This window comes from Novosphingobium sp. PhB55 (genome assembly GCF_004368805.1).
GTDB lineage: Bacteria > Pseudomonadota > Alphaproteobacteria > Sphingomonadales > Sphingomonadaceae > Novosphingobium.
The window spans coordinates 101442-118883 of sequence record NZ_SODQ01000007.1; the positions used below are offsets into that span (position 1 = coordinate 101442).

17 protein-coding genes are annotated in these 17442 nt (G+C 67.5%); 7 read left to right on the forward strand and 10 right to left on the reverse strand.

All coding sequences use genetic code 11. The annotated features are described in order from the left end of the window. Positions 1 to 104 precede the first annotated feature (104 nt). The 8 genes from EDF57_RS25565 to EDF57_RS18000 all read right to left on the reverse strand — a co-directional run bounded on the left by EDF57_RS25565 (position 105) and on the right by EDF57_RS18000 (position 4626). Positions 105 to 275, reverse strand: a complete 171-nt coding sequence (locus EDF57_RS25565) for a hypothetical protein (RefSeq protein WP_165921374.1) — start codon at positions 273 to 275, stop codon at positions 105 to 107. 95 nt (positions 276 to 370) lie between these two features. Beyond that, on the reverse strand, positions 371 to 577 hold the full coding sequence (locus EDF57_RS17975; protein WP_132265158.1) for a cold-shock protein: 207 nt from the start codon (positions 575 to 577) through the stop codon (positions 371 to 373). Between the two features lie 69 nt (positions 578 to 646). Beyond that, positions 647 to 811 (reverse strand): hypothetical protein, encoded by a 165-nt coding sequence (locus EDF57_RS25570; RefSeq protein ID WP_166675310.1) that lies wholly within the window; start codon positions 809 to 811, stop codon positions 647 to 649. Between the two features lie 62 nt (positions 812 to 873). Beyond that, positions 874 to 1860: a quinolinate synthase NadA gene (nadA, locus tag EDF57_RS17980; protein ID WP_134095248.1), complete on the reverse strand. Its 987-nt coding sequence runs from the start codon at positions 1858 to 1860 to the stop codon at positions 874 to 876. A 126-nt stretch (positions 1861 to 1986) separates the two neighbouring features. Then, the gene (locus EDF57_RS17985; RefSeq protein ID WP_134095249.1) at positions 1987 to 2700 is read right to left on the reverse strand and encodes a hypothetical protein; all 714 of its coding nucleotides are present in this window, start codon (positions 2698 to 2700) and stop codon (positions 1987 to 1989) included. A 75-nt stretch (positions 2701 to 2775) separates the two neighbouring features. Next, positions 2776 to 3663 (reverse strand): MBL fold metallo-hydrolase, encoded by an 888-nt coding sequence (locus EDF57_RS17990; protein ID WP_134095250.1) that lies wholly within the window; start codon positions 3661 to 3663, stop codon positions 2776 to 2778. Between the two features lie 77 nt (positions 3664 to 3740). Continuing rightward, on the reverse strand, positions 3741 to 4235 hold the full coding sequence (locus EDF57_RS17995) for a DUF1465 family protein (protein ID WP_134095251.1): 495 nt from the start codon (positions 4233 to 4235) through the stop codon (positions 3741 to 3743). Between the two features lie 193 nt (positions 4236 to 4428). Then, positions 4429 to 4626: a DUF465 domain-containing protein gene (locus tag EDF57_RS18000; protein ID WP_132265168.1), complete on the reverse strand. Its 198-nt coding sequence runs from the start codon at positions 4624 to 4626 to the stop codon at positions 4429 to 4431. A 224-nt stretch (positions 4627 to 4850) separates the two neighbouring features. Between EDF57_RS18000 and EDF57_RS18005 the strand changes: the two genes are divergently transcribed. The 7 genes from EDF57_RS18005 (at position 4851) to EDF57_RS18035 (ending at position 13774) form a co-directional block, all read left to right on the forward strand. Next, positions 4851 to 5006 carry a DUF465 domain-containing protein gene (locus EDF57_RS18005; RefSeq protein ID WP_132265170.1) on the forward strand — a complete coding sequence of 52 codons (156 nt, stop codon included), beginning with the start codon at positions 4851 to 4853 and terminating at the stop codon, positions 5004 to 5006. 235 nt (positions 5007 to 5241) lie between these two features. Next, positions 5242 to 7518, forward strand: a complete 2277-nt coding sequence (gene ptsP, locus EDF57_RS18010; RefSeq protein ID WP_132265172.1) for a phosphoenolpyruvate--protein phosphotransferase — start codon at positions 5242 to 5244, stop codon at positions 7516 to 7518. A 203-nt stretch (positions 7519 to 7721) separates the two neighbouring features. After that, positions 7722 to 8636: a helix-turn-helix domain-containing protein gene (locus EDF57_RS18015; RefSeq protein WP_134095252.1), complete on the forward strand. Its 915-nt coding sequence runs from the start codon at positions 7722 to 7724 to the stop codon at positions 8634 to 8636. A gap of 144 nt (positions 8637 to 8780) precedes the next feature. Beyond that, positions 8781 to 9749, forward strand: coding sequence for a hypothetical protein (locus EDF57_RS18020; RefSeq protein ID WP_243841136.1), 969 nt, complete (start codon positions 8781 to 8783; stop codon positions 9747 to 9749). Beyond that, positions 9730 to 10728 (forward strand): tRNA lysidine(34) synthetase TilS, encoded by a 999-nt coding sequence (gene tilS / locus EDF57_RS18025; RefSeq protein ID WP_243841137.1) that lies wholly within the window; start codon positions 9730 to 9732, stop codon positions 10726 to 10728. Before EDF57_RS18020 ends, tilS begins: the two co-directional genes overlap by 20 nt. A gap of 114 nt (positions 10729 to 10842) precedes the next feature. Continuing rightward, positions 10843 to 12495, forward strand: a complete 1653-nt coding sequence (locus EDF57_RS18030) for an NAD(P)/FAD-dependent oxidoreductase (protein ID WP_134095254.1) — start codon at positions 10843 to 10845, stop codon at positions 12493 to 12495. A gap of 88 nt (positions 12496 to 12583) precedes the next feature. After that, positions 12584 to 13774 carry an NAD(P)/FAD-dependent oxidoreductase gene (locus tag EDF57_RS18035; RefSeq protein ID WP_134095255.1) on the forward strand — a complete coding sequence of 397 codons (1191 nt, stop codon included), beginning with the start codon at positions 12584 to 12586 and terminating at the stop codon, positions 13772 to 13774. Positions 13775 to 13827: 53 nt separating this feature from the next. Here the strand turns inward: EDF57_RS18035 and EDF57_RS18040 are convergent, their stop codons facing one another. Both EDF57_RS18040 and EDF57_RS18045 read right to left on the reverse strand, forming a co-directional pair. After that, the gene (locus EDF57_RS18040; protein ID WP_134095256.1) at positions 13828 to 15555 is read right to left on the reverse strand and encodes a hypothetical protein; all 1728 of its coding nucleotides are present in this window, start codon (positions 15553 to 15555) and stop codon (positions 13828 to 13830) included. Then, the gene (locus EDF57_RS18045) at positions 15552 to 17270 is read right to left on the reverse strand and encodes a molecular chaperone HscC (protein WP_134095257.1); all 1719 of its coding nucleotides are present in this window, start codon (positions 17268 to 17270) and stop codon (positions 15552 to 15554) included. Before EDF57_RS18045 ends, EDF57_RS18040 begins: the two co-directional genes overlap by 4 nt. Positions 17271 to 17442: the final 172 nt, after the last annotated feature.

The window sequence follows — 17442 nt, forward strand, 5'->3', positions numbered from 1 at the left end:
TATTGCCTGCCGCTTTCGAAGTGCGTTCGCTTCGAAGCGTGTCCAATCGACAGAGCTGGCACCGCCTGCCGAACCTAGCGCGATGGCGCTGTCAGGTCGGCCGGTCAGAACGCGGGTTTGCGCCCTTCCTCTATGCGTCGGATCTGGTCGGACATGGCGCGCCAGGCGGCTTCGGAGCGAAGCTCGCGATCGCGCACATTGGCGAGTTTCGCGATGGAGGCGGCCTCGGCCGCTTCCTGGGCGCGCGATTCGCAGAAGTCACGGGTAAATGCCATCTGCTTGCTCGCTATGTATCGGCGCCTTGGGGCAAGGCGCCGGGAAGAAGCGCGCGGCGGCGGACCGAAGCCCGGCCGCCGCGCACCTCTGAAAATCAGGCCGACTTCAGGTTGACAGCCGATGCCTTGCCATTGCGGCCGACTTCGACGTCATACGAGAGGCGCTGTTCCTTCTCGAGGGTGTGCATGCCGGCGTTCTGAACGGCCGAGATGTGGACGAAGCTGTCCTGGCCGCCGTCTTCCGGAGCGATGAAACCGTAGCCCTTGTCGGTATTGAAGAATTTCACGGTGCCGATCGGCATATTAGGTTCCTTTCAAGAAACGAATTTTGGATCCTGCGAAATTGCGGGATCCGGTCGTGCGTCAGTTCGTCAATTGAAAGGAAATCGTCCCAACCCGTTCTTGCGCGGAAAAATTTCCGAACCAGAACGAAGATTGGCGACACCCGTCGCAAATTCGACATCAGCCACGCCGATATAACACGCTCCGTTGCGAATACCTAACGGCAACGGGATGGAGGCGCGAAACGGCGGCATTGCGCCATTGCCGGGGCTATGGCGGCAGTGTGCAATCGTGAACAGTCGGGGGTCGGGCGCGCTCAGCGCGTGCCCAGATCACCCTTGCCCACGGTTCCGCTCGCCATGTCCAGCATGCGGTCGAGGCTCTTCTTGGCATCGAGGCGCAGCTGCTCCTCGATCTCGATCCGCGGCTCCAGGTCGCGCAGGGCGACGTAGAGCTTCTCCATGGTGTTGAGCGCCATGTAAGGGCAGATGTTGCAGTTGCAGTTCCCGTCCGCCCCCGGCGCGCCGATGAAGGTCTTGTTCGGGATCGCCAACTGCATCTGGTGGATGATGTGCGGCTCGGTGGCGACGATCAGCGTGTCGGCATCCGTGGTCTTGGCATATTGCAGGATGCCGCTGGTCGAACCGACATAGTCCGCATGATCGACGATATGCGGCGGGCATTCCGGGTGCGCGGCGATCGGCGCGGCGGGATGCTGGGCCTTGAGCTTCAGCAGCTCGGTTTCCGAGAACGCCTCGTGCACGATGCAGACGCCGGGCCAGAGCAGCATCTCGCGGCCGAACTTGCGGCTGAGATAGCCGCCCAGGTGGCGGTCCGGGCCGAAGATGATCTTCTGGTCGGCAGGGATTTGCTGGAGGATCGTCTCGGCGCTGGAACTGGTGACGATGATGTCGGACAGTGCCTTCACCTCGGTCGAGCAGTTGATGTAAGTGAGCGCGATGTGATCGGGATGCGCCTCGCGGAAAGCCTTGAACTTTTCGGGCGGGCAGGAATCTTCCAGGCTGCAGCCGGCTTCGACGTCGGGCAGGACCACGATCTTGTTGGGCGAGAGGATCTTGGCGGTTTCCGCCATGAACTTCACACCGCAGAAGGCGATCACTTCGGCGTCGGTCTCGGCGGCCTTGCGGCTGAGTTCCAGGCTGTCGCCCACGAAGTCGGCAATGTCCTGGAGTTCCGGGCGCTGGTAATAATGCGCGAGGATGACCGCATTGCGTTCCTTGCGCAGCCGCTCGATTTCGGCGCGCACGTCGATACCGGAAAGGTCGGCGGGCATTACGGTCATGGTGTCCCTCTGTCTGGTCGCTCCGGCGTTTTACCGGCCTTCCCCGTCTGGGGTTGGCCGGCTGCCGGGATTTGGGGCCTATCTAGGGACGCTTGCGGCAATGCCCAAGGAAAATATGCGCCGGGTTCAGGCGGCCGAGGCCCTTGTCGCCAGATCGATCCACCAGGGCGTGATCGCCAGCAATTCGGTCAGGGCATGGGTGAGCAGCAGGGCGATCGTCGCGGCGATGGTGGCGGGGTGGGCATGGCCGATGGTGCGCCGGTCATGGCGCAGGATCAGCGCGGCGAAGCCCAGCTGAACCACCAGCGACACCCATTCGCCCCAGGGCATGATCAGCGGCATCGGCAGCACCCGGCCCAGCGCCGGGTCGGTCAGCAGGATCGTCGAGCCCAGCATCAGCCGGCGGTGCCAGTCCGGTTGGCGGCGGTGGGACACCGCCAGCGCCACCAGCAGCGCGAAGAACGCCGCGCCGATGTGCACGGTGGCCAGGAAGTAGGCGGGCGTGAAGAACGGCGGCTGGGCGTGGGCGCGCAGGGCGGTGATGCAGAGCGCGCTCACCGAGACGACCATGAGCGGCACCATGACCGCGCTCGCCCAGCCGAGCCGGCGGTGGATCGCCAGTCCGCCCCGTCCGGCCAGCAAGGACTGGGTCACCAGCAGCCCCAGCCATGTCAGCATGATCAGGCCGTGCAGGTGCATGACGAGCGGCGCGCCGCGATAGTCGACGAAGCCCCGCATTGCGAATTGTCCGAAAGCGAAGACGATGAACAGCGAAAGGCCGATCGCCATCTTCTGCCAGAACGATAGCGCGCCAAGGCGGGCCAAAGGCAATGTTGCCATGAAAAATCCCCTCACCCCATGAGTGGGGCGGGGTATACTCTTCATCGCCAAGTAGAGATACAGTAATTCGGTAAATTACTGTTCCGTAAGGGCCAGTGACCAATCGTCATCATGCCGCGTTACCAGGCTTCTTCTTTCCAGATCAAGAAGATGAGCCAATACCGATCGGCCCGCGGCGGGCCAGAGCCGATTGTCCACGCCTTTGTACATTTGCGGCACCATAGCGGCCACGGTGCCATGGCCTGCCTCGATCTGCTTCAGGATCTGGCGTTCGCGCTGGCGGCGGTGGCCGATCATGCCGCGCACCAGCTGGCGCGGTTTCTCGACCGCGGGGCCGTGGGCCGGGAAATAGACGCTGTCCTGTTCGCGCTCGTAGAGTTTCTGCAGGCTGGCGAGATAGTCCGTCATGTCGCCGTCCGGCGGGGAGACGACGCTGGTGGACCAGCCCATGACGTGGTCGCCGGTGAACATCGCCCCGGTTTCGGGCAAGGCGAAGCAGACGTGGTTGGAGGTGTGGCCGGGCGTGGCGACGGCTTCGAGCGTCCAGCCGTCTCCGCCGATCGTCTCGCCGTCTTGCAGCACGCGGTCGGGGCGGTAGTCGGGATCGAAGGCGGCATCCGCGCGGGGGCCGTCGTCCTCCAGCGTCAGTGCCGCGCAGCCGACCACCGGCGCGCCGGTCAGGGCCTGCAGAGGGGCCGCGGCGGGCGAATGGTCGCGGTGGGTATGAGTGCAGCAGATCGCGGCGATTCGCGCTTTGCCGACCGCGCTCAGGATCGCGGCGATATGCTCGTCCTCGGCCGGGCCAGGATCGATCACCGCCACGTCCGCGCCGTCTCCGACGATGTAGGTCTGCGTGCCGGTATACGTGAACGGCGAGGGGTTGCGGGCCAGCACCCGGCGGACGAGCGGCGCGATCCGCTCGGCTTCGGCATAAGGCTTGTCGATGTCTTTCAGCGCATCCATTCGGCCGATATGGGCATTCGCGAGGGGCCTGTCGAGCACGGCCTTCCAGGCAGGCGCGCGCGCGGAGCCTCTGTGCTTCAGCTCGCCAGTCGCCGCTCGATCCGTTCGCGCAGGCGTTCGATCGCGCTTGGCTGCACGTCGTCGCGCAGGCGCCAGCGGCCGTCGATCCGGAGCAGGCGGTCGTAGAAGCGCTGCGTCGTTTCCACCAGGTCGACGATCTCCGGTTGCAGGCGGGCGAGCTGCGCGACTTCCGAATGGCGCAGGAGCGGCGAAAGACGGCCATTGCGGCGAAGCTGGAACTGGCTGATCTCGCCCATGATAAAGGCGCGCTGGTTCAGCAGCCAGGCGATCGCATGCATCATGCGCGTGGTCGTGCGCAGGCCCTCGCTCGACAGGGCGATACGCTCCGGCTCGTCACTCGTTTCCAGCGCCTCGCTCAAACCTGCTTCCGCTGCTGCTTCCCGCGGCGGGCCGGGCAGGGCGAACGCCTCGCGCACCTCGTCCGCGAGCAGAAGCGCCTCGCAATAGAGCGCCTCGACGATGCGCGGGTTTATGGTCGCGGAGTTGGGCATGCGCTGCCCATATTTCTTACCGGCGAGTCCGCGGCAACTGCCCTTAAGGCATTTTCCGAAACGAATCCGGTGCTTGTCCCCTATCGGTACGTTTTACGCGGACGTGCGGTCAGGCAAAAGCGGGGGTGCCGCAAGCTCGCCGCGGATGTGACGAGCGCACCCGGCACCGTGAAGCACCATCCTGCGCAAGAAATCAGGCGATGATATCGGGGATCAGGAAGTCCTGGATCACCGCGATCTGATCCTTGAGTTTCAATTTGCGCTTTTTCAGGCGCGCGATCTGCAGCTGGTCGCCGGCGCCGGGCACGGTGAGCGCATCGATAGCCGCATCGAGATCGCGGTGCTCGATCTTGAGGATTTCGAGGCGCTTGCGCATTTCCTCTTCGGTCACGCCAGGATTTCCTACTCTCGAATGACAGTCTGCGGATGCGAAATTCACATGCCCCGCTCGACGCAGCAGGCACGCGATTCACCGATATGAACCATTCGCGGTCTTCGCAAGATGGGCAGGATGTGGTTCCATCCGTTTTGCGCCGGATTGCCCATGCCGAGTCGCCAAGAGAGGTCGCAGGCAAAGGGGCCGGCCCACCCCCCGAACAAAGAGGAGAACCGTCCATGGATAGTTCGCACGTCAGCGCTTTGCAGCTCAAGCATGCCGGAATTGAAAGGCAGATTCATGACGAATTGTGCCGTCCGATACCTGACGCAGCCATGATCCAGGCCCTCAAGAAGCGGAAGCTCAGGATCAAGGAAGAAATCTCTCGTCACTGACCTGTCGCTGACTGGGTCAGTACCAGAGCAGCCATCCCCCGTGGCGATCCCTCGGTCTCCCTTGCATCGAGGCCGATTTCCCGGGCGGTGAAGCCGCTCCCTCAGGCGCCCTCGGTGCGGTAACGTGCCGGGGGCCGCCTTGGAGGTATCCGCATTTCGCGCGGACGTTTTTCCCGACACATCTTTTCACAACGGCCGCGTTTCCAAAGCGCTCGCTTTGGGTTACTCGGGTTTCATGACCAGCGGAGCCGTAGAAGCAGCACGAACCATCCTCACCCGCCTCCACGAGGTCATGGCGTCGCGAAATCACGCCCAGGCCAAGTTGAATACGGTGGTCGAAGTGATCGGCGAATGCCTCGATAGCGAGGTCTGCTCGATCTATCTCCTGCGCGAAGGCATGCTGGAACTGTTCGCGACGCGCGGGCTGGCGCAGGAAGCCGTCCACGTCACCCGCATGGCGGTGGGCGAGGGCCTTGTCGGCAGCATCGCCGACCGGATCGAGACGCTGAACCTGGCCGAAGCGGCCGCCCATCCTGACTTCTCCTATCGCCCGGAAACCGGCGAAGACCGCTTCCACTCCTTTGCGGGCGTGCCGATCGTGCGCCGGGAGCGGGCCGCCGGCGTGCTCTGCGTCCAGCATGTCGAGCCGCGCCGCTATGAGGAAGTGGAGATCGAGGCGCTGCAGACGGTGGCCATGGTCCTGTCCGAACTCATCACCAATGCCGACCTGATCGACGAAGTGGACGTCCATGCCCTGGGCGCCGCGCAGACCGGGCCGGAGCAGCTTCGCGGTCTGACGCTGGTGAAGGGCCTGGCCTCGGGCCAGGCGGTCTATCACCAGCCGCGCGTCAATATCGAGCATATCGTCGCGGAAGACACCGAGGCCGAGCGCCAGCGCGTGATCCATGCCTTCGACAAGATGCGCGAGCAGATCGACCGCATGGCCAGCCAGGCCGAATTCGGCATGGGCGGAGAGCACGAGGAAGTGCTCGAAACCTACCGCATGTTCGCTTACGACGAAGGCTGGACCCGCCGCATCAACGAGGCGATCGATTCCGGCCTCACCGCCGAAGCCGCCATCGAACGCGTGCAGCAGCGCACCCGCATGCGCATGCGCCAGATCGACGATCCCCTGCTGGCGGATCGCATGCACGACCTGGAGGATCTGGCCAACCGGCTGCTCAGGATCGTCTCCGGCCAGATGGGCACGGCGGCCTCGCTGGGGCTGCGCAACGATGCGATCCTGATCGCCCGCAACCTCGGCCCGGCGGAATTGCTGGAATACGACAAGCGCCGCCTCAAGGGCGTGATCCTGGAGGAAGGCTCGCTCACCAGCCATGTCGTCATCGTGGCGCGGGCGATGGGCATTCCGGTGCTCGGGCGCGTGCGCGGTCTGCGCGGCGTGGTGCGCGAAGGCGACCAGCTCCTGCTCGATGCCGACCAGGCCACGGCGATGGTGCGCCCGCCGGCCGGCGTGATCGAGGCTTTCGAAGCGCGTTTCGCCAAGAGCCGTCAGCGCCAGGCCGCCTATGCCGCCCTGCGCGAAGTGCAGCCGACCACGCTGGACGGCACCCGCATCCAGGTCATGATCAATGCCGGCCTGCGCGACGACATCGCCAACCTCAGCATGACCGGGGCGGACGGCATCGGCTTGTTCCGCACCGAATTCCAGTTCCTGGTCTCCGCCACGCTCCCTTCGCGCGAACGCCAGACCCGCCTCTACCGCGACATCATGGAAGCCGCGGGCGACAAGCCGGTGAAGTTCCGCACGGTCGACATCGGCGGCGACAAGACCTTGCCCTACTTGCGTCACGACGACGGCGAGGGTGAGGAAAACCCGGCGATGGGCTGGCGCGCCCTGCGCGTCGCTCTCGAGCGCGAGGGCCTGCTCAAGGTGCAGGCGCGCGCGCTGCTGGAAGCGGCGGGCGGGCGCACGCTTCACGTCATGTTCCCGCTGGTGGCCGAGCCCTGGGAGTTCGACCAGGCCAAGGCGGTCTTCGAAAAGCAGTTCGCATTCCTGCGCAGCCAGAAGAAGCTTCTTCCAGAAGCGATCCACTACGGGATCATGCTGGAAGTCCCGGCCTTGGCCGAGCAGCTCGACCTGCTGGCGCCGAAGATCTCGTTCCTGTCGATCGGCACAAACGACCTGACCCAGTTCCTCTTCGCGGCGGACCGGGCCAATCCCAAGCTGGCCGAGCGCTACGACTGGGTGAGCCCGGCGATCCTGCGCTTCCTGCGCCGGGTCATCCGCAGCGTCGATGGCCACAATGTCGAGATCGCCGTCTGCGGCGAGATGGGCGGGCGCCGGCTGGAGGCGCTGGCGCTGCTCGGCCTGGGTATTCGCCGCCTGTCGATCACGCCCGCCTCGGTGGGGCCGACCAAGGATCTGGTCGGCCAGGTCGACTTGCGCGAAATCGGTGCCGCCATGGACCAGTGGCTGGCCCATCCGCCTGCGGACATGCGCGCCGCGCTGACCGCCTGGGCGGCCGAACGCGACATTGCAGTGGATTGATCCCCGTGTTTTCGGGGATCGGGCGTTTCAGCCCCGGCGCCCCGATTGACATAAAGCAGACTTGCGCGGATGTTACTCGCCGTGCACGGGGTCGCATCCGCCGCAAAGTATTCGAGTTATCTGCCTTGTCGTGATTGACTTTGGATTCTCGCGCGGTTTGGTGGATTCCCGTCAGGTTCAGTTACCATCCCTTCGGGAGCGGAATGGAAAACGTTGAAAATCAGGGGCCGTCCGAAGGTTTGGCCAATGCTGCGGCCGGAAGTTCTTCGTCCACGGTCGGTGCGACCTTGCGCCGGGCGCGTGAAGCTGCAGGGCTGAGCCTCGCGCAGATCGCCGTCCAGACGAGAATTGCCGAGCGCCATCTCTCCGCCATCGAGGAAGACCGACTGGGTGACCTTGCCGCGCGCACCTATGCGGTGGGCTTCTCGCGGACTTATGCCCGGGCATTGGGGCTGGACGAAAAGGCGATCGCCGAACAAGTGCGCCGCCAGCTCGATGCCGAGGGTGCGCGCGAACCGGTGGTGGTCCCGCATTTCGAGCCGGGCGATCCCGCCCGCGTTCCGTCGCTGCGCCTTGCCTGGGTTGCCGCGGCCGGCGCGATCGTGGTGATCGCGGTGCTGCTGGTGTTCTGGAGCAACTACCTCTCGCCGGAGGGCAAGCTGCCCGATCTCACGTCCGATACGCCCAGCGCCGCGCCCAGTGCCGCGGCGCCGCAGGCTCCGGCGCCCGCGCCGCAGCCGACGAACGGCCCGGTCGTGTTGACGGCCACGGTCGACGGCGTCTGGCTGCGCGTCACGGATACCACCGGCAAGCTGGTGGAAAAGACCCTGAAGCAGAACGAGAGCTGGACGGTGCCCCAGGGCGCGCAGGCGCCGCAGCTTCGGCTCGGCAGGCCGGACGGTCTGGCGATCACGGTCGGCGGCAAGGCCATCGCGCCGCTCGCCACCAAGCCGATGGTCATGTCCGGCGTTTCGCTGGTTCCGGCGGACCTGCTGGCGCGGGGCCAATCGGGGGCAGGCGCGTCTGCGCCCTCGGGAGCACCCGCTCCGGCAGCGCCCGCGACGGTCCCCACGGCCGGGGCTTCGGCTCCGGCGCCGCTTTCCACCACTTCCAACTGAGCCTGCCTCGACAAGGAGGCAGCGTTTGCGGCAATTCCGCCCGCAAGGCATTTCTGGTTAACACGCGGTTCCGTTTCTCCTGTCCATGGCGTCCCGGAACCCGAGAGGGCGCACGGCGCGCCCTGGCACGGAGTAGACTTGGCGATGAACCGTTTTTCCATGGAAGTGCGCCGGATGCGGCTGGCCGCAACGGCTGTCGTGGCCCTGGCGCTGGTCGGTGCGAGCATGCCGGCCCAGGCGCAGGACAATACCGGTGCCCGCCTGAACAAGGTGGAATCCGAAGTGCGCGCGCTGCAGCGCAAGGTTTTCCCGGGCGGTGACGGCAAGTTTTTCGAGCCCGAAATCAAGCCGGCCACGCCGACGCCCACGCCGGTTCCCGGCCAGCCCGCCTCGACGCCGATCAGCGATATGCTGCTGCGCATCGATGCCGTGGAAGGCCAGCTTCGCCAGCTGACCTCGCAAGTCGAGCAGAACACCAACCGCATCAACCAGCTTGAGGCCCGCCTGGCGGCGAGCGCTCCGGCGGCGCCGATGCCCGGTGCCATGGCGCCGGAGCAGGGCCAGCAACCCGGATCGTTCTCGCCGTCTCCCGGCAAGGCACCGACGCCCGGCGCGACCCCGGCGCCCACGGCAACGCCCGTCGCCGCCACGCCCGCGCGGCCGGCCGGACCGTCGAATTCGCGGATCGAGGCCGTTCGCGCCATCGTCAAGCCGCAGACCGCCGATGCCGCGGATGACGAATACAGCTATGGCTACCGCCTGTGGGAAGCGAAGTTCTACCCCGAGGCGCAGCAGCAGCTGAAGCTCTACCTAGAGAAGTATCCCAAGCACGCCCGTTCGAGCTGGGGCCGCAACTTGCTTGGCCGCGCTTATCTGGACGATGGCAATCCGCTGGAGGCGGCCAAGTGGTTCGTCCAGAACTACCAGACCGACAAGCGCGGCGATCGCGCGCCGGACAGCCTGCTGTACCTCGCGGTGTCGATGAAGCAGCTCAAGGACAACAAGCGGGCCTGCATCGCGCTGGCCGAATTCAGCGAAACTTATGCCAGCGAGGCCGCCGGCCGCCTCAAGGGCACTTACGATTCCACGCGCAGTGGACTGGGCTGCGCCTGATCCCGAGCTGACGCCCGCGCCCGAAGCCGTCGAACGGTTCCGGGCAGGGCTGTCGGCGCTCTGGCCCGAAGGCGTCGACGCGCCGGAGGCCCGGCTCGCCGTGGCGGTGTCGGGCGGGCCTGACAGCACGGCGCTGCTCCTGCTGGCCCAGGCGGCCCTGCCGGGGCGGGTGGAGGCAGCCACCGTCGATCATGGCCTTCGCCCCGAAAGCGGGCAGGAGGCGGACGATGTCGCCGCGCTCTGCCTCCGCCTGGGTGTCCCGCATGAAACGCTGAAGGTGTCGCTGGCGCCCGGCAATGTCCAGGCCGAGGCCCGCGCGGCGCGCTATGCGGCGCTGGCGGAGTGGATCGAGCGGCGCGGCCTTGCGGCCCTCTCTACCGCCCACCATGCCGACGACCAGGCCGAAACCCTGCTCATGCGCCTCAACCGCGCCAGCGGCGTGGCCGGGCTGGCCGGCGCGCGCAGCCGCGGCCATGTGCCGCTGACGGCGATACCACTGCTGCGCCCGGTGCTGGACTGGCGGCGCAGCGCGCTTGCCGAAGTCGTCGCGGGGATCGGTACGGTGCAGGACCCGAGCAATGCCAACGACCGTTTCGACCGCGTGCGGATCCGCAAGGCGCTGGCCGGGGCCGACTGGCTGGACGTGGCTGCGATCGCGCGCAGCGCCGAACATCTCGCCGAAGCCGATGCCGCGCTGGACTGGATGGCGGCGCTCGAATGGCGCTCCTGCGTGAGCAAGGAGCCGATGGGCCTGCGCTATCGTCCCCAGGCTCCGCGTGCCGTTGCGCTGCGGGTGCTGGCGCGCTGCATCACCGAACTCGGCGGCGAGGAACCGCGCGGCAGCGCCGTGGCGCGCCTGCTGGAAAGCCTGCGCGAGGGACGCCCTGCCTCGATCGGCGATCTCGTGGTTCGCCCCAATGCCGGGGGCTGGAGTTTCGCCCGCGCGCCGGTTCGCGCGGCCCGCAAGACCAGGCCCTAGCCTCCCGGCCCTTGCGCCGCCCCAGGGCCGCGAGGGCATGTCCGGGCGGCGCTCTCGCTCCGCCGCTCCGCAAACCCGTGGCGTCGCGGCGCGAACGGGTATAAGGGCGCGCGGATGCTACGCTTGTCCGACCTTGCCCTGCCGCTCGACCATGCTCCCGAGGATCTCGATGCCGCCGTCTGCGCGCGGCTGGGTCTGGAGCCCGGCGAACTCGAGCGCGTCACCGTGGTGCGCCGCGGCAACGACGCGCGGCGCAAGAACGCGATCAAGCTGGTCTATACCCTCGACGTGGCGGTCAGGGACGAGGCGAAAGTCCTGGCCGCACACCACGGCGACCAGCACGTCCGCCTGACGCCGGACACCTCCTACAAGTTCGTCACGCATGCGCCGGCAGGCTTCGACGGCCCGCGCCCGGTGGTGATCGGGGCCGGGCCCTGCGGCCTGCTCGCGGCGCTGGTCCTGGCGCAGATGGGCTTCCGGCCGATCATCGTCGAACGCGGCAAGGCCGTGCGCGAGCGGACCAAGGACACGTTCGGCCTCTGGCGCCGCTCGGTGCTGGATACCGAGAGCAACGTGCAGTTCGGCGAGGGCGGCGCGGGCACGTTCTCGGACGGCAAGCTCTACAGCCGCATCAAGGACAGCCGCCACCTCGGCCGCAAGGTCCTGACCGAATTCGTGAAGGCCGGCGCACCGGACGACATCCTCACCGAGGCCCATCCGCATATCGGCACGTTCCGCCTGGTGACGATGGTGATGTCCATGCGCGAGACCATCGAGCAGCTCGGCGGCGAATATCGCTTCGGCACCCGTGTCGACGACTTCGAAGTCGAGGAGGGCGCGGACGGGGAACGCCGCATCACCGGCCTGCATCTCTCCACCGGCGAACTGCTGCCTGCAAGTCACGTCATCATGGCGGTGGGCCATTCGGCGCGCGACACTTTCGAAGTGCTGCACAAGTGCGGGGTCTATATCGAGGCCAAGCCCTTCGCGATCGGCGTTCGCATCGAGCACCCGCAAAGCTGGATCGACACCGCGCGCTACGGCGACAATGCGGGCAATAAGATCCTGGGGGCGGCGGCCTATTCGATCGCGCACAAGGCCTCGAACGGCCGCACGGTCTACAGCTTCTGCATGTGCCCGGGCGGGCGCGTGGTGGCGGCGGCCAGCGAGCCGGGCCGCGTCGTCACCAATGGCATGAGCCAGTATTCGCGCGCGGAATTCAATGCCAATTCCGGCCTCGTCGTCGATATCGATCCCGACAAGGACTATCCCGGAGACCCGCTGGCCGGCATCGCCTTCCAGCGCAAGTTCGAGGAGCTGGCCTACAAGGCGGGCGGCGAGAACTACAAGGCGCCGGGGCAGAAGCTGGGAGATTTCCTTGCAGACCGGCCTTCCACCGAATTCGGCGAAGTGATCCCAAGCTATCAGCCGGGCGTTCACCTCACCGAGTTGAAGACCTGCCTGCCGGACTTCGTCGTCGATGCCATCCGCGAGGCGCTGCCCGTCTTCGGACGGCAGGTGCCGGGTTACGACCATCCCGACGTGGTGATGACGGGCGTGGAGACGCGCACGTCCTCGCCGGTGCGAATCACCCGCGGCCGGGACCTGCAGAGCCTCAACACGCGCGGGCTCTATCCCGCGGGCGAGGGCGCGGGCTATGCCGGCGGCATCCTCTCGGCAGCGGTGGACGGCATCCGCGTCGCGGAGGCGCTCGCGCTGGAGCTGGCTCCGGTTGCGGCAGGGGATGGGGGCAAGGCCGGCCAGTGATCCTTCAGCACCCGGCGCAGGAGCGGGATTTCTCCAAGGCTCCCGCGATCCCCACTGCGCGTCCGCTGTCAGCCGAAAGGCCCATGCCTTGAAAGACGCCTACGACGCCATCGTCCTTGGCGCAGGGGCCGCCGGGCTGTTCTGTGCGGCCTCCGCCGGGCAGCGGGGCAAGCGCGTGCTGCTGCTCGACCATGCCAACCAGCCGGGCAAGAAGATCCTGATTTCAGGGGGCGGGCGGTGCAATTTCACCAATCGCGACACGGCGCCCGATCGCTATCTTTCCAGCAATCCGCACTTCGCCAAGTCGGCGCTGAGCCGCTACACACCGGCCGATTTCCTCGAAATGGTGGAGGCCTACGGCATCGCCTGGCACGAGAAGACGCTGGGCCAGCTGTTTTGCGACGGATCGGCGCGGCAGATCGTCGACATGTTGCTGGAGGAATGCGCCAGGGGCGGGGTCGAGGTAAGCTGCGGCGATGCCCTGGGTGAGATCGCCCATGCCGACGGCCTCTACCGCGTGGCCTTCGGCGGCCGCGTCGCCCAGGCTCCGGCGCTGGTGATCGCCACCGGCGGGCCATCGATCCCAAAGATGGGCGCCACCGGCTTCGCCTACGATCTTGCACGGCAGTTCGGCCTCAAGGTCGTGCAGCCGCGCCCGGCCCTGGTCCCGCTGACGCTGGCCGGGGACGAGGCGCTGTTTCGAGAGCTTTCGGGCGTTTCGACGGAAGTGATCGCGCGGGTCAGCGGCAAGGAGGCGGGGAAGGCGGCCTTCCGGGAAGCGGCGCTGTTCACCCATCGCGGGCTGTCCGGTCCGGCGATCCTCCAGATTTCGAGCTACTGGCAGCGCGGCCAGACGGTGACCACGCAGTTCATGCCCGGTCGGGCGGAAGGCTGGCTCAAGGACGCCAAGCGTGAACGCCCGCGCACCAGCTTGCGCAAGGTTCTGGCCGAGGCCTTGCCGGACCGCCTGGCGGAAGCGCTCTGCGAACGGTTGGCCCTCCCCGGCGAACTCGGCGCCATGTCCGACAAGGCGCTGGGCGCCGCCGAAGCAAAGCTGGCGCGCTGGCCATTCGTGCCGGACGGTTCGGAAGGGTTCGCCAAGGCCGAAGTGACGGCGGGCGGGATCGATACCGGCGCGCTTTCGTCCAAGACCATGGAAGCGCGCAAGGTGCCGGGGCTCTACGTCATCGGCGAGGCGGCCGACGTGACGGGCTGGCTGGGCGGCTACAACTTCCAATGGGCCTGGGCGAGTGCTCGCGCCGCCGGACTGGCGCTCTAGCGGCCTCGGGTGTCTCTGGCGCGGGCCCGGCGAAATTCTGCCTGGGCACCGCGTCACAGCGTCATCAGGATCTCGCGGCGGTTCGCGCCCTTCCAGGCCAGGGTGCGGTCCAGCAGGGCGATCGTGACGGCGCAGCCGGTGGCATCGTCGCCCTTGCCCGACATGGCCTCGCGCACTTTGTCATGGCTCAGGCGAGTCGTGCCGACCACTTCGTCGATCAGTTCGCCGGGCACCATGGCGGTCCGCTCGCCGTGGTCCTGCGGGCGACCGAGCTTGCCGGTTTCCGCGAGGTGCGCCGCGAATTCACGCTCTTTCCCGCGCAGTTCGGGCGGGACCGGGGTGATCCCGTCGAGCACGCCGGAATTGCGCAAGTGGATGCAGGCCGCATCGCTCTGCGCCCGGGCCGCGCGCAATTGGGCAAGGCGCAGGGTCATGGCGGTGTCGAGGTCCGCGCCCGGCAATTCGCGTCCATTGAGGAAGCTGCGGCCGCGCACGATCTCCACGGACTTGCGCACGACGGCGGACTGGTCCTGCCCGTTCTCCAGCAAGTCGCGCGCCTGCGCATTGAGCAGCCCGGCCAGTTCCGGCTGACGGTCCCATAGCCAGGATGGGTCGTGGCCTTCTCCGAAGGTTTCCTCGACGGCGGCCTGCATGGCGGCCCAGCTATCGTGCTCCAGCGTGGAGCGACGGCCCGAAGGGCTGTCCGCCAGTGCCAGTACGACCCCGAGGGCGATCACGCCCAGCAGCACCAGGAGACCGGCGGCGAAAGGATTGCCGCCTTCCCACGAGGCGACGCGTTCCGGCGCGAAATGGGTTTCCAGCTCGGGGAAGTTCTTGCGCACGCCGCGCAGCAGGCCGTCCACGTCGCCTTGCGCGGGCTTGCGGAGCATGCGGAACAGGCCGGCCTTGCCGGGTCGGGCCAACTCGTTCCACGCCTTGTGATAGCGATGGCCGGGCTGGAGCACGTTCTGCTGGAAACGATAGCCCCGCAGGCGCGCGCCAAGGAAGGCGACGCCGGGGCGCGCGTCGTGAGCGGCCCATTCCCGTTCCCAGCCGAAGGCGGCATTGGCATCCTCCAGCAACGGCGCCGAGCGGGGCCATCCGCGGGCGAGGACTTCGGCCAGCCAGTCCTCGATCTGCTGGGCGCGGGTGATATGGGCCTGCGCGGCATCGTCCAGGATCTTGCGCAGGGCGCGCGTGGCTTGCCGTGCCTCGGTTTCGGAGAGCGGCTCGCTGGCTGCCGCGCTCTCGGGATCGAGCAGGATCGCCAGTCGCTCGGCAGGGCTTTCGCCGGGGCGCAGGCCCAGCGCATCGTCGGCGGCGTGGTTGCCCGGCAGGAAGGGCGCGGTGAACGGATCGATGGTGGTGAGCGGAATGCCCGCGCCGCTCACGCCCTCGCGCGCGGCGGCGGCGGCCCAGGCCATGCGGCCGAGCATGGTGGTGTCGTCCGGCTCGCCCGGGCGGGCGGCCAGCGGCTGGGCGCCGCTCCATTCGCCCGGCAGTTCCGGCGCGGCGTAAGTCCAGCGCGCGGGCGCTTCGGGAGAAGGTCCGAACTCCGGCTCGAACTCCGTATCCTCGTCGATCGGTTCCGGCTCTTCGCTCGCGGCGGCGGCCATGCCCCGCGCCAGGCGCAGCGCATGGTCGCGGGCCTCGCGAAGCTGCGCGAATCCTTCGACGTCCCGGTCCACGTCCATGGCCTTCAGCCGCGCGGCATAGGCCTTGCGGATGGCGGCGGTGTCGGCCGTCATGCCGATGCCGAGGATCGACCAGGGGGCGCTCATAAGGGGCTGCTCCCTTCGACTTCGTCCAGCCGGGCGGCGAGCACCGCGCGGGCATCGGCGATGCTTCGCGGGTCCTGGGTATCCAGCGCACCGGCGAACAGCGTGATCCAGTGCCCGATCGCCTGGCGGACGTCGCCGATGTGATCCTCGTAGCAGCGTTCGGCGCGGGCCATCAGCGCGACGTGAGCGGCATCCTCGCGGGGATGGAACTTGAGCCTGGCCAGGGCCGCGCGGCGCTCGTCCAGTTCCTTGCGGCCGGGCCGGTCCTCCTCGTCGACGATGACGAGGTTGCGCTCGGTGCCGTTGACCGGGATGTGGACGTCGATCTCCAGCAGCCCGGAACTGTCGTAGGAGAAGCGCACTTCCGCCGAGACTTCGCCGGCCGGGCGCGGCGGCACGGGGATGGCGATGTGGCCCAGCTTGACGTTGCCGCGCACTTCGCGGGCTTCGCCCTGGTAGATGCCGAATTCCAGCGTCTTCTGGTTGTTGCCCAGAGTGGAATAGGTATTCACTCGCGAGACCGGCACCGGCGTATTGCGCTCTATCACCGGCGAGAACAGCCCGCGCTGCAAGCCGCCGTGGCCGTCCTGCTCCGCCACTTCGACGCCGAGCGTGAAGGGGCACACGTCAGTGATGCGGATCTCGTCCAGCGCGGCATCGCGGCCCAGCAGCGCGGCCTGCATCGCCGCCCCCAGCGCGACGGCGTGGTCGGGATGGACCGAGGCATTGGGGAACCGGCCGAACAGGCGGGTGATCGCCCGGCGTATCACCGGCATGCGTGTGGCCCCGCCGACCAGCACGATCTCGGAGAGTTCCGAAGCGTCGATCGCGCAATCGCGCAAGGCCCGGACGACGGGTTCGCGCAGCCGGCGCAGCAGCGGTTCGCAGGCGCTTTCGAACTCGGCCTCGGTAATCGTGCCGGCGAGGCGTTCCTCGCCCAGAACTACCGCGAATTCCGCTTCGGGCGCTGTGGTCAGGGCGCGGCGGCAGCTCTCGGCCGCGCGTTTGAGCAGCGCCTCGCGCCGGTCGGCGGGCAAGGCGTCCAGCCTGGCTTCCGGATCGATGCGCGGCTTGGCGAAGGCTGCCAGGGCATGGTCGAAATCGTCCCCGCCCAGCCGGTTGTCCCCGGCCGAGGCGCGCACTTCGACGATGCCGTCGAACATCTCGACCACCGAGACATCGAACGTCCCGCCGCCGAGGTCGAAGACGAGGAACGGCTCGCGGTCGCCCTTGTTCTGAAGGCCGAAGGCAAGAGCGGCGGCGGTCGGTTCGTTGATGAGGCGGCGCACGGCAAGCCCGGCAAGTTCGCCCGCACGGCGCGTCGCCTTGCGCTGGCGGTCGTTGAAGTAGGCGGGGACGGTGATGACGGCCTCGGTCGGGCGTTCGCCGGTCAGCGCCTCGACATCGGCGGCGAGCGCGCTCAGCACCAGCGCCGAGAGGTCCTCGGCAGCGTAGTCCTTGCCGCCGAGCCGGCTTCCCAGCCGGGCCGTGGCGGCCGTGCCCATCAGGCGCTTGAAGCTGGTGGCGGTATCCTGCGGATGCGCGGCAAGGCGGTCCAGCGCGGAACGGCCGATCCATGCCTGGCCGCCGGCTGCGACGGAGACGGCGGAAGGGGTCAGCAATTCGCCCAGGGCATTGGGCACGAGCACGGCTTCGCCGCCCTGCCAGATCGCCACGGCACTGTTCGTCGTCCCCAGATCGATCCCGATCAGCATCCCGCCGTGCCGCTCACTTCCCGGACCACCGAAAAAACCCCCTCATCTTCGCACTTTGTCCCGCCGGGCGTGATTCCACCGGCGAGGCAATCGTTGCCTAGAGCATTTTCGGCGCAGGTGGAATCACCAGAAGGCCGGGAAATGCCCAGGCAGGAAAAAGAGCGGGAAACGG